Annotated in this window: 12 protein-coding genes; 10 read left to right on the forward strand and 2 right to left on the reverse strand. The window is 25.7% G+C overall.

The features are described 5' to 3' along the window. Nucleotides 1-296: 296 nt before the first annotated feature. Genes C7380_RS03050 through C7380_RS03080 form a run of 7 tightly spaced genes read left to right on the forward strand, consistent with a single transcriptional unit; the run spans nt 297 to nt 8328 of the window. Entirely contained in the window at nt 297-1979 is a 1683-nt protein-coding gene (locus C7380_RS03050; RefSeq protein WP_109604015.1) for an ABC transporter substrate-binding protein, read from the forward strand. 51 nt (nt 1980-2030) lie between these two features. Next, entirely contained in the window at nt 2031-3020 is a 990-nt protein-coding gene (locus C7380_RS03055) for an ABC transporter permease (RefSeq protein ID WP_109604016.1), read from the forward strand. 4 nt (nt 3021-3024) lie between these two features. After that, nucleotides 3025-3891 (forward strand): ABC transporter permease, encoded by an 867-nt coding sequence (locus tag C7380_RS03060; protein WP_109604017.1) that lies wholly within the window; start codon nt 3025-3027, stop codon nt 3889-3891. Nucleotides 3892-3896: 5 nt separating this feature from the next. Further along, a complete protein-coding gene (locus C7380_RS03065) occupies nt 3897-4886 on the forward strand; it encodes an ABC transporter ATP-binding protein (protein WP_109604018.1) in 990 nt (329 codons plus the stop codon). Then, the gene (locus C7380_RS03070) at nt 4879-5787 is read left to right on the forward strand and encodes an ABC transporter ATP-binding protein (RefSeq protein WP_109604019.1); all 909 of its coding nucleotides are present in this window, start codon (nt 4879-4881) and stop codon (nt 5785-5787) included. The genes C7380_RS03065 and C7380_RS03070 overlap by 8 nt, the downstream gene beginning before the upstream one ends. A 16-nt stretch (nt 5788-5803) precedes the next feature. Next, the gene (bgaS, locus tag C7380_RS03075) at nt 5804-7276 is read left to right on the forward strand and encodes a beta-galactosidase BgaS (RefSeq protein ID WP_109604020.1); all 1473 of its coding nucleotides are present in this window, start codon (nt 5804-5806) and stop codon (nt 7274-7276) included. Nucleotides 7277-7326: 50 nt separating this feature from the next. Further along, nucleotides 7327-8328: a LacI family DNA-binding transcriptional regulator gene (locus C7380_RS03080; protein ID WP_109604021.1), complete on the forward strand. Its 1002-nt coding sequence runs from the start codon at nt 7327-7329 to the stop codon at nt 8326-8328. A 7-nt stretch (nt 8329-8335) separates the two neighbouring features. Here the strand turns inward: C7380_RS03080 and C7380_RS03085 are convergent, their stop codons facing one another. After that, nucleotides 8336-8917, reverse strand: a complete 582-nt coding sequence (locus tag C7380_RS03085; protein WP_109604022.1) for a DUF2202 domain-containing protein — start codon at nt 8915-8917, stop codon at nt 8336-8338. 277 nt (nt 8918-9194) lie between these two features. Between C7380_RS03085 and C7380_RS03090 the strand changes: the two genes are divergently transcribed. Further along, the gene (locus tag C7380_RS03090) at nt 9195-10016 is read left to right on the forward strand and encodes a hypothetical protein (RefSeq protein WP_109604023.1); all 822 of its coding nucleotides are present in this window, start codon (nt 9195-9197) and stop codon (nt 10014-10016) included. 287 nt (nt 10017-10303) lie between these two features. Then, nucleotides 10304-11053, forward strand: a complete 750-nt coding sequence (locus C7380_RS03095) for a MerR family transcriptional regulator (RefSeq protein WP_109604024.1) — start codon at nt 10304-10306, stop codon at nt 11051-11053. 84 nt (nt 11054-11137) lie between these two features. On the opposite strand, the gene C7380_RS03100 is transcribed toward C7380_RS03095, so the two are convergent. Next, a complete protein-coding gene (locus C7380_RS03100; protein WP_109604025.1) occupies nt 11138-12496 on the reverse strand; it encodes an MATE family efflux transporter in 1359 nt (452 codons plus the stop codon). Nucleotides 12497-12669: 173 nt separating this feature from the next. Here C7380_RS03100 and C7380_RS03105 point away from each other — a divergent pair, with 173 nt between their 5' ends. After that, complete coding sequence (locus C7380_RS03105; protein WP_109604026.1) at nt 12670-13518, forward strand: DMT family transporter; 849 nt, start codon at nt 12670-12672, stop codon at nt 13516-13518. The last annotated feature ends 176 nt before the right edge of the window (nt 13519-13694 follow it).

A 13694-nucleotide genomic window follows, 5' to 3' on the forward strand; every position in this document is an offset into this window, starting at 1 on the left:
AAGAAAATATAAAAATTGCTTTAAATATATTATAACATATTTAATATACTTTGCAAAAAATATGAAATATTTTACATTATTATAGAAATAAAAATTATGATTAAAAATATAAATCATTAAATATATTTGTATTTTTTATAAATAAATGATTAAGAAAATAAAAGGTTTGAAGAGATTAAAATGTTTATTTAACAATAAATACTTATGAAACAAATCTTTCAATAGACCTGAAACTTTTCATGAAAATTGTTTCATGCTAAAATTTTGATGAACTATGAAAAAAGGGGGGAAACAAATTGAAGAAATTTTTTAAGATTTTTTTAGTTATAAGTTTGATAGTATTTGCTTTTAATCTATCTTTTGGAGAAACTTATGATAGAAATGAAACTTTTGTTGCTGGTGGGGGGTTGTGGAATACACCAACTAATTGGAATCCTTTTACTCCATGGAATGCTACAACTGGAACCGTTGGATTAGTATATGAAACACTTTTTACTTATGATCCTCTTTCAAATAATTTGAAACCATGGCTTGCTGAAAAAGGCGAATGGATATCAGATAATGAATATCTTTTAACTCTAAAAAAAGGTATAAATTGGGCCGATGGAAATACTTTTGATTCTAATGATGTTTATTTTACATTTGATATTTCAAGAAAGTATGAATTGAGTTATTCAAATGTTTGGAATTATGTATCTGATGTTGAAATAATTGGAAAATATCAAGTTAAAATAACTTTTAAAGAATCAAGATATCATGAATGGTCATATTTTTTATATCAGCAACCTATAATGCCACATCATATATGGGAAAATATGACACAGAAAGAATTACTTGAAACAGCTAATAAATATCCAATGGGAACAGGCATGTATAAATATGATGCTGTTGGTGCCGATAGAATGATTTGGATAAGAAATGAAAATTGGTGGGGGAATAATTTATTTGGAAAACCTGCACCTAAAAGAATTGTTTATATGCAAATTTCAGGAAACAATGTTTCATTAGGAATGCTTATGAAAGGTGAATTGGATATTTCAAATTTCTTTATACCTGGTGTACCAAGGATAAAATCTTTGTATAATTTAACTACATATTATAAAGAAGCTCCATACATGTTACCTGAAAACGTAGCAATATTATTTATGGATGTAAACAAAAAACCTATGGATGATTCTAATTTTAGAAGAGCTGTATCTTTTGCAATAAATAGTGAAATGATAGCAGAGAAAGTTTATGAAGAACAAGTTCAACCAGCAGGAGCTACAGGGCTTATACCTATTGATTCTTGGAAATCTTATATAGATAAAGATATAGAAAAAAATTATGGATTTAATTATAATCCTTCAAAAGCAAAAACAATTTTGGCTGAAAATGGCTATAAAGATATAAATAAAGATGGTTATGTAGAAACACCAGATGGAAAAACAATAAGTCTTGAACTTGTTGTTCCTAATGGCTGGACAGATTGGATGGAAGCGGCAAAAATAATAGCATCTGGATTGAGAGAAGTTGGGATAAATGTTAATGCAAAATTCCCAGATTATTCTGTTTTTCTATCTATGAGACAAAAGGGTGGATTTGATATGCTTATAGATAATGCAAGTTCAAGTGTATCTAAAACACCTTGGACATATTGGAATTGGGTAGCTTCAAATAGAATATATACAAATGAAATAACTCAAGGTAATTGGGGAAGATATGAAAATAAAGATTTATTTGATTTGATTATAAAATTTAATTTTGCAAAAGAAGGATCTTCAAATAGTAAAGAAATAGCATCAAATATAGAAAAAATATTATTAGAAGAAATGCCTTCAATACCATTATGGTATAACGGTATGTGGTTCCAAGGTTCTACTTCTTATTGGACAAACTATCCAACAGAGGATAATCCTATAGGTTATCCAAGTACTTGGGGGGGAAAATGGCAAATAGGTGGTTTAAATATGCTTTTAAATATGAAACCTGCCAATTAAAATAACAGGCTCCTCGGAGCCTGTTTTTATTCAATATTGAAGGAGGATAAAATGGGTAAATATCTCAGAAAAAAAATAATTATATATATGATAACTTTTTTCTTTGCTGTTACATTAGATTGGGCAATTCCAAGATTTATGCCAGGAGATCCTATATCTATGCTTCTTTCGAGGTTTAATGGCCTTGAAAATAGTAGTGAGATAGTTAGAAGCACTTTTACTAAATCTTTTGGACTTGATCAACCATTGTTGACTCAATATTTTAGTTTTTGGAAATCCTTGTTTACAGGTGATCTCGGTATAAGTATTTACTTATATCCAAAGAAAGTTTCAGAAATAATTTCTCAAGCACTTGTATATGATATTTTGCTTTTAATACCTGCAATACTTTTAAGTTGGGTTGTTGGTAATAAACTTGGAGCAAGGTCAGGTGTAAACAAAAAAGTTGATAATATAATGATGCCATTTTTTTATGTTTTAACATCTTCGCCTTATTTCTGGTTTGCCGTTTTATTAGTGTTCTTTTTTGGAGTTAAGTTAGAATGGTTTCCAATCAATGGAGCATATAGTAATATAATGGTCCCAGGATTAAGAATGGATTTCATATTGGATTTTTTACATCATTGGATTTTACCATTTTTATCACTTTTTATAGTTATGTTAGGTGGATGGGCAATAGGAATGAGAAATATGATCATTTATGAAATGGGTTCAAATTACTCAAAATATATGGAATCATTGGGAAGTTCTGAAAAACTTATAAGAAAATATGCATTTAGAAATGCTATACTTCCCCAAGTAACAGGTCTTGCACTTCAATTGGGAACTATAGTTGCTGGAGCATTTACAACAGAAATAGTTTTTTCATATCCTGGAATAGGCTATACGCTTTTGAAAGCCATTCTAAATCAAGATTATTTTCTTGTTCAAGGTTGTTTTTTATTCATTGTAATAGGAGTATTGGTTGCAAATTTCCTCGTAGACATAGTATACATGTTAATAGATCCACGAGTTAGATTTTCTTTCTCTGGGGAGGTTTGATAAAATGAGTTTTATAGAAAAAATTAAAAAGAATGACAATTTATATTTTGCATTGAGAAATAAAAAAGTTATAATAGGAATTTCAATATTTTTATTCCTTTTAATAGTGGCAATTTTTGGCCCTTTAATAGCTCCTTATGATTATGAAGAGTTTGCAGGGCAACCATATTTAAGCCCTTCATTAGAACATTTTATGGGAACAAGTATATTTGGAAGAGATATATTTTCTCAAGTTATTTATGGACTTAGATCTACTTTTGTAGTTGGCTTTATAGGAGGAACTATAGGAACTATAATAGGTTTGATAATAGGTTTTTTTGCAGGATATAAAAGTGGTTCTTTTCTTGATGAATTATTGATGATGATGACTAATATGTTGCTTGTAATACCAACAATAGCTTTATTAATAATATTATCTGCATATTTGCCTTATAGAGGTGTAATTACTCAAAGTATGATAATTGGATTTACATCATGGCCTTGGGTTGCAAGAGCCGTACGTTCACAAACTTTATCATTAAGAAATAAAGAGTTTGTCAATCTTTCAAGAATTTCTGGAGCATCATCTTTTAAAATAATAAAAGATGATATAGCTTATAACATGTTTTCATATGTATTTATGGTTTATATTTTGCAATTTGCAGGTGCAATTTTGACTTCTGTTAGTCTCGATTTTATAGGATTAGGTCCTACAAGAGGAATTTCATTGGGCCTTATAATGCAAAATGCTGTGAATTGGAATGCAATACAATTGGGTCTTTGGTGGTGGGCTATATTACCAGGAGTTATATTGACTGTTTTAGTGACTTCACTTTATTTTATAAATACGGGTCTTGATGAAGTCTTTAATCCTACATTGAGAGAGATGTGATTTATATGAATGATAAAATACTTGAAGTTAAAGATTTGAAACTTTATTATAAGACATTAAGGGGATATGTCAAAGCTATAGATGGAATTGATTTTGAAATAAAAAAAGGAGAAATATTAGGTGTTGCTGGAGAATCTGGATGTGGTAAATCTACTCTTGGAAATGGATTAATTCTCTTGAAAAAGCCATTAAATTATATATCTGGAGAAGCTATTTTAAATGGAACAAATATTATGAATTTAAAAAATAAAGAAATGAATAAATTAAGATTTAAAAATTTATCTATAATACCTCAATTTGCTATGGATGCTTTTAGTCCAACTAAAAAAATAAAAATATTTATTTCTGATATAGTTTCTCAGCATGGAATAAATCCAGATAAAAATTTTTTTGACAAAGTAAAAGAAAGATTGAGTTTAGTGAACTTATCACCATCTATTTTGGATAATTACTCAATAGAACTTTCTGGGGGTATGAAACAAAGACTTGTAATGGTAATATCAACTCTTTTAGATCCGGATTTGCTAATATGTGATGAAGTTACTTCAGCTTTAGATGTTAGTTCTCAGAGATTTGTTGCAAATATGATATCTGATTTCAGAGATAGAAAAATAATCGGATCTGCCATGTTTATAACTCATGATTTATCAATATTATACCAAGTTGCTGATAGAATAATGATTATGTATGCTGGTCATGTAGCAGAAATAGCAGACTCTGATATCATAATAAAGTCTCCAAAACATCCTTATACAAAGGCTTTAATATCTTCATTACCTAAAAACAATGTTCAGTATATTAATGAAAAACTCAAAGGAATAGAAGGTACACCTCCAAATCTTTTGAATATAGGAGACGGTTGTAGATTTAGGTTTAGATGTAAATATGCAACAGAAATATGTTCTAAAGAAACCCCAATTCAAAAGAAAATAGATGAAAATCATGTAATTTCTTGTTGGAATTACAAACAGATCGAAGGTGATAAAAATGCCTAATACTTTGATGAAAGTAGAAAATTTACAAAAAGATTTTTCAATAGGAATTTTATCTAAGAAAAAAATTCATGCAGTTAATAATATTACATTTGAAATAAAAAAGGGAGAGATAATATCCCTTATAGGAGAAAGTGGAAGTGGAAAAACAACAATTGGAAAACTCATATTAAGATTATTAAAACCTTCATCAGGGAATATTTATTATAAAGATAAGGATATAAATTTAGAATATAAAGATAAAAGAAAATATTATAAAAAGGTTCAAGGTATTTTTCAAGATCCATTTGCATCATTTAATCCGCTTTTTAAAATAGATAGAATATTTGATATGATATTTAAAAATTTTATTGGAGAAAGTAAAAATAAAAATGAGAAAATAAGGGATTCTTTAGAATGTGTTGGAATGAATCCGGAATTCATATTGAAAAAATATCCTCATCAATTAAGTGGTGGTCAACTTCAAAGACTTTTAATAGCAAGAGCTTTGATAATGGATGTTGATGTTCTAATTGCTGATGAATTAATAAGTATGTTAGATGCATCCACAAGAATAGATGTTTTGAATCTTCTTGCAAAAATATGTAAAGAAAAAGGTATGGCTGTATTGTTTATAACACATGATCTTTCACTTGGATACTATATAAGTGATACAACTCTTATAATGCATAAGGGTAATCTTGTTGAAAAAGGAGAAACATCTCTTGTTTATAATAATCCAATTCATCCATATACAAAAATGCTTTTAAAGTCTATACCGGATATAGGAAACAAATGGAATAAAAATGAAAAATTTTTACCAGAAGATATAAATAAAAAAGTAGAAGAATTTTATAAAAGTTCAAAAGATAAAAAGGGATTTATAGAAGTTGAAAAAAATCATAATGTTTTATTCAGTTTATAGATATGGAGGTATTTAAATGTACAAGTTTGAAAAAGATTTTTTATGGGGATTTTCTATTTCAGGATTTCAATTCGAAATGGGAGATAAATCTGGTAAATATATAGACAAAAATACAGATTGGTATAAATGGGTTAATAATAGTTTGAATATAGAGAATGGTATTGTTAGTGGAGATAAACCTGAAGATGGTCCAGATTATTTTAACTATTATGAAGAAGATCATTCATATATGAAAAAGATGGGTTGCAATATATTAAGACTGGGTGTCGAATGGTCTAGGATTTTTAAAGAAAGCACAAAAGATATAAAAGTTGATATTTTAAGAGAAAAAAAGGATATAATAGATATAAAAATTACTGAAGAAACTATAAAAGAGTTAAAGAAAATAGCAGATAAGAAAGCTATAGAAGATTATAAAAATATTATGAATGATGCCAAAAATAAAGGAATGAAAATATTTTTAAACTTATGGCATTTCACATTACCGTTATGGATACATGATCCAATAAAAGTAAATAATTTAAGACAGGGCCCTTTTGGATGGGTTGATGAAGATACAATAATAGAGTTTGTAAAATATGCAGCATTTATGGCTTATGAATTTGATGAAGTAGTTGATTATTGGAGTACTGAAAATGAACCTCAAGTAGTTTCTTCTTTGGGATATTTGAATTGTATGGCTGGATTTCCTCCTGCTATAATGAATGAACTTTATTATATCAAAGCATTAAAAAATCAAGCACAAGCACATGCAAGAGCTTATGACTCGATGAAAAACTATACAAAAAAACCTATAGGATTAATATATGCTTTTACTTGGGCGACAACCTTAGATGAGAATAAAAATATATGTGATGAAGCAATGTATAAATCTGCATATTATTTTATGGATATGATAACAAAAGGAGTATATAAAGAAAATTTTGAAGATGAAAAAAGATATAGAAAAGATCTTGAAAAAAGATGTGATTTTATAGGAATTAATTACTATTCGAGAACAATGTTTGAAAAAACACCTCATGATATAAAATCAATTTCCGGATATGGGCAAAGTTGTGTTGGAATGAGTAAATCTAAAGATAATAGACCGGTTTCTGATATTGGTTGGGAAATATATCCAGAGGGATTAAAGGAATTACTTTTAGCCTTAAAAGAAAGATATAATAAACCTATGATAATAACAGAAAATGGATTATCAGATGAAGAAGATATCTCTCGAAAAAATTATTTAATAAGTCATTTAATAATGATGAATGAAGCTATAAAAGAAGGAGCAGATGTTTTTGGTTATCTTCATTGGAGCTATTCAGATAATTATGAATGGGCAAAAGGATTAAATAAAAGATTTGGCATTATAAGTATTGATTTTAAAACTAAAAAAAGGACACCAAGACCTTCTTATTACATATTTAAAGAAATAATTAAAAATAATGAAATACCTGATGATATGATTGATTTTGCAAAATTTCCATATAATTATTTAAAATAAACTCCGAATTTTTTCGGAGTTTTAGGTTATATTTAAATAGAGGTGAAAAAATGACAACGCTTAGAGATATTTCAAAATATTCTGGAATTTCTATAACAACAATATCAAGAGTATTAAATGGAAAGAAAAATGTTTCAGAAGAAACTAGAAAAAAAGTTTTAAAAATTTTAAAAGAATTTGGTTATACGAGAACAGATATGTTAAAAAAATCATCAAAAAAAACTATAGGAGTATTAATTCCAAATATTAGAGGACAACATTATAATATAATAGTTGATGGCATAGAAAAACAATTATTGGAACAAAATTATGAAATGTTTTTAACTACAACCAACAGTCTTTTAAAAAAAGAAGTAGCTGTTTTAGATGAACTTCTTTTAAGAAAAGTAGATGGAATAATTATTTGCACATCTAAAGAAGATGAAAATTATATAGAAAAATTAATAAATTCTGCTATTCCAGTTGTAGTTGTTGATAGAAAAGATAGTGAAATTCAAATAGATTCAGTTAGTATAGATAATTATAATTCTGGATTAAAAGCAATTGAATATCTTTATAAAAAAGGTCATAAAAAAATACTCTTTATTACTGGAGATAAAACAATTTATTCTTTTTCTGAAAGAAAAAAAGCTTTTATTGATTATGCATATAAGAAAAAAGATCTTGATATTTATTTTGAAAAAGGTGGATATAAAGCTGAACATGGATATAATGCCACAAAAAAGTACTTAGAAGATGAAAGAGATAGAGTTACAGCCATATTTTATACTAATGATTGGCAAGCAATGGGAGGAATAAAATGTTTGCATGAAAAAGGAATCAAAATACCTGAAGAAATATCTGTAATGGGTTTTGATGATGATTTTTATTCAGCTTATACATATCCCGCTCTTACTACTATAGCTCAGCCAAGAACAGAAATAGGTGTTAATGCTGCAAATTTATTAATTGAAAGAATAGAGAATAGATGTAAAAGTGCAGTTAAAAGAAAAATATTATTACCCACAATTTTAAAAGAAAGAGAATCTGTAATTAAAATAAAAAGCCTTTAAAGGCTTTTTATTTTATTAATTTATAGAATTCGTCTTCAGATAAATATATTGGTGAATATTGTGAATTTAATTTTTCTATATTCTTCATAAAAGAGTTTAAATGGTTTACAGAACCTTTTTCAAGATTATTGAACACAAATATTATATCTTCATTATCTATATAATTTAAAGAATCTCTGATATCTTTAATATCTAATTCTTCAATCATGGCTCCAATTTTTAAAGCATCAATATATGAATTGCTTCCTTTTTCGATTAAATCATTATAAATGTTTTGTAATTCTTCATTTTCAAATACTCCAGTAGAGTTTATAAAAGGATCTTCTAAATTATATTTTTCTATAATATTTTTTACAGAATCTGTATGTTTTTGCTCGCTATTTGAAATATTATAAAAAATTTTTGAATTATATAGATTGGCAAAATAGTCATAAACATCTCTTGCTAATTTTTCTTCTTCTCTCATTAATAAAATAGCATTTATTTCATCAGAACTGAGAGATTCTTTTGAAGTAAAAATATTATTAGTCTCCGCAAAGAAAATACTTAAAGTAAATAAAACAATTAATAAAGTAAAAATTTTTTTCATAAAAATCGCCTCCTTTGAATTTTGTTTCTTATATATATTATTATATATATTATTTAAAGGAAATATAAAATAAAAAGTAAAAAAATGTGATTATATATAAAAATTATGTGATAATAGTTAAAAATATAATAATAATAAAATGCGATTTATTATGAATCACTTTATACAATAATTAAAATTTTCACAATATTATTGAATAGATAAAGCTTCTTTCATATATTAATACTATAATTAATATGATATATAACACTATAATTTTTTGAAAGAAGGGTTAAAAATGGTTAGTTCTGGAGAAATACTTAGAAAGATAAAAAGTATAAGACCAGATTTAATTATAAATAATTATATTTTTGATGCTCGTCACGAAGATTTTTATAAAGCTATAATAAATGATAGAGAAGTATTTAAATTTGCTAAGCAAGAGCTTAATGGAATGGAATGTGTTATAAAAAATAAGATGAAATTATCTGAAAAGATAGAATTTAAAATACCAAAAATTCTTGAATATAGAATCTCTAAAATGGATATACTTGATAATTATTACTATTATAGAATAGAGGGGAATCCTATAAAAGAAAATAAAGATATTTATAAAAAAATACTTAAATCTTTATCTCAGCTTCATTCTGTTTCTCCAGAAATATTAGATTATAGAATACCTCTTAGAAATTCTAAAGATAAGATAATAGAAATTTATAAAGAAGCTAAAAAAGAAGTTTTTCCCTATTTAAAAAAAGATGAAATAGAATATTTAAAATATAATTTTGATAAATTCATAGATTTAAAAAATGACATTCAAATAGGTTGTAAATTAATTCATGGAAGTTTAAATAAATTTAAAATATATGAAAATGAGAATCAAGAAATTTTTTTAGATGATTTTGATGGTATAAAACTCGGAGATCCAGCATTAGACGTTTATCCGATGATAGATGCATTTGGAAAAGAATTTCTTGAACTTGCTTACAAAAATTATGATAAAAAACTTATAGATAAAGCTATATTTTATAGTAAAATAAATAAATTAAAACAAAAAATAATTATAAAAAAAGAAAAAGATGAAGAAGAATTTTTAAAAATAATAAAAAAATTCGCATAAAGCATTACTTTTATAAGTAATGCTTTTTTATTTATTAAGAATAGAGTTAGAATTATTATTAATATAAATATTTTATAATATATAATAATTTAACAAAAAATAACTTGACCTTCCTATCGGGGGAACATTTATAATTTTTATAAATACTTTAGGAGGTGTAATAGGATGAGAAAATTAAAAGATTTTAATCGTAAAGAAATCAAAAGATTCAACATGAGAAATAATATTATTATTTTGAGGCTAACTTTTTATTTTTTAAGTAAAAAAATGATTGAAGGTGATATTTAATGTATAGTATAGGTGAATTTTCATTAATCTCAAAATTATCTAAGAAAACTTTGAGATATTATGATGAAATAGATTTATTGAAACCTTGTGAAATAAATAGAGATAATGGATATAGATATTATGGTGAAAAACAGTTTATATTATCAAAAGAAATTCTTAATTATAAAAATTTGGGTTTATCATTAGATGAAATAAAAAAAATAATATATAATTCAAATATAGAAATTTCAAAAATATTGGATAATAGATTATTAGAAATAGAAGATCAGATAAAAATATTAAATTTACAAAAAGAAAAAATAAGAATACTGGTTTCTGGAGAGTATAGTAATACGGAATGTAATTATAATATAAGTTTTGAAAAAGTTGAGTTTAAAAGTGGCTATATTTTTAAAATTAAAACAAATATAAAAAATAATGAATATGGAAAAGAAATAGGTTATTTTTATGAAAAAATAAACAAAAATAATATTGAAATAATTTCAAAACATATGATGAAAATAGATTTAAATAGAGAAAAAAACGATTTGGAAATTTTTGCATTTTCAAAAAATAAAAATCCATACACTGAAAAATTTGAAAGATGTGATGCTATAAAAGTTTTATGTGAAAATTTAGAAGATAAATCAATATATTATAAATCTTTATTTGACTATTCCAAAGATAATGATATAAATATAAAATTTATAATAGAAGAATATTTTGTTATTAGAGGAAAAATTAGATTAAATATATATATGTGTTATTAGAAAAAATTATGATAAACAAGAAATTCTATATAAATAAAACCTTGACTATAAAATATCCTTAGTCAAGGTTTTGATTTTTTTAATTTAAATAGAATTATTTAAGCATTTTTTATTCAAAAATTTCTTTATAAAGAATGCAAACCATATAGCAATTACTATACCTTTTAACATACTTGTTAAACTTATTGTCCACCAAACACCATTCAAGCCAATCTGATTTGATAAGAAAATAGCTATAGGAATTCTCAAAGATGTGAATATTATACTCACTAAAGAAGGTGGAATTGTATTACCAAGACCATTGAAAGCTCCCATCGTTGTTATTTCAATTGTCATGAGTATTTGAGAATAAGCTTGTATTCTTAAATAATCAGCACCTTCAAATATAGCTTCAAAATCTCCAGGAATGAATAATGCAAAAATATTATCTCCAAGAAAAAGAAAAAGCATTGTGGCAAAAGCACCAATACTCATAGATATAGTTAAAGCTGAAAAATATCCTTTTAATATTCTATTAGGTTTATTAGCTCCATAGTTTTGACCTGTAAAAGAACTTAATGCTGTAGCTATACCACCTGCTGTCATCCAAGAAATAGATTCTATTTGAGCACCTACTTTTTGTACAGCAATTGCAACGGCACCCCATTGTGATATTATTCTTGCTATATTCATGGAAATAAATGCAAAAAGTCCATTCTGTAAAGCTACTGGAAATCCAAGTTTTATGATTTTTAAAGCATGAATTTTATCAGGCATTCTAAAAAAACGCATAGTATTTAAAGGATATCCTTTAATATTTACTTTATATAAAAATAAAATAAAAACAAACATTTGAGATAAAACAGTTGCATAAGCTGCACCAGCTTCATATAATTTAAATCCATATATGAAAAGTGGATCAAGAATTATATTCATAAATAATCCGTAAGTATTGTATTTGAAAGGGGTTGTACTATCGCCATAACCATTTAAAATTCCAGTAAAAACTGGATTAATAAATGCAAAGATCATTCCATAACTTACAATATTTAAATATCTTATAGAACTTTCTACTACATTTTTGTCGGGAATATTAAAAAAATTTATTAAAGGAGCTTTAAAAATAATTAAAAATACAGAATAAATCAAAGCTAATATGAAACCTATAGTTAAAGCATTTTGAGCATATAATCTTGCATTTTTCATATCATTTTTTCCAACAGACTGAGAAACAGTTATTTCACTACCTGTTTTTGGCATAAGAGAAAGAGAATTAGAAAACCACATAAAAAAACCAGCAGTTCCAACTGCTGCTACTGCATTACTTCCCATTTTACCAATCCAATATATATCTGTTAAATTATATGCCATCTGTAAAAAAGATGTACCTACAATTGGTAAGGAAAGTTTAACCAATGACTTAAAAATGTTTGAATTTGTTAAATCAACTTTTTTGTCTTTCATATCTTCACGCACCTTGCTAAATTTATTATTATGTTTAATATAAAATACTATTTTTATATTAAATATAGTACGGACAAAATATAAATAATTCGTTAAACGAATTAAATTTAATAAAATCTTATTTATTTTGATATAATTGAATAAATTTATTATAAAAAATATTGGAGGAAAATATGTCAAGACAATCTAAAGCTTTTATAAATCTCATATTTGTTACTTTAATATGGGGCTCAACATTTCCAATACAAAAAATAGCGATACAAGGCATGTCTTCTTTTGCTTTTTTAGCAATAAGATATTGGTTAGCGGCTATATTAAGTATATTAATTTGGAAAAAGCAATCTTTTAAATACGGATTTATAATAGGTATATTTACTTGTATAGGTCAAACAACACAAACATATGGTCTACAATTTACAGATGCTTCTAAAAGTGGTTTTATAACATCTCTTTATATAATATTTGTACCGTTATTTTCGTACTTAATAGAGAAAGAGAAATTAAAGAAGAAACAAATAATAGGATTACCTATAGCTATAATTGGTTCTTATATGCTTTCTGGAGGAATAAAAGGATTCAATTTCGGAGACTTTTTAACGATTATCTCTGGAATATCTTTTGCAATACAGATGGTTTTAATGACTAAATATTCTAAAAAAGTATCAGAAACATCTTTATTAACCTGGCAATTTGTAGCAGTGGCAATATTAAATACAATTTTTTCTATAGGAAAGAATTGGAATGTAAGTATATTTGCTATGTCTGCAAGTATTTATATGGTATTAATTGCAACAATATGGACTACACTCGCTCAATTGAAATATCAAAAAGTGGTTAGTACAAATACAACAGCTTTAATATTTATAGGAGAGCCTGTCTTTTCAGCAGTATTTTCATTCATAATATTAAAAGAAAGATTTTCATTTATGCAATGGATTGGTGCTTTAATAATGATATCAGTTTTAATAATGATATCTGTAAATTGGGTTAAATATAAAAAAACTAGATCATTCAGTAACTAAAAATAAAGAGGTAGCTTTTAAAGCTACCTCAATTTGAAATCACCTTATCTGTAGTAATCAAACTACCACCTCCCTTACTTTTAGGGATTAGCGCGCAATATTTCTCATCCGGATATATATATTATATCATTAAATTTAATAAAAAGCAAATATTAATGAAATTAAAAGTATTTTTT

Origin of the sequence: Oceanotoga teriensis (genome assembly GCF_003148465.1) — a bacterium.
In the GTDB taxonomy this organism is placed as follows: Bacteria; Thermotogota; Thermotogae; order Petrotogales; family Petrotogaceae; genus Oceanotoga; species Oceanotoga teriensis.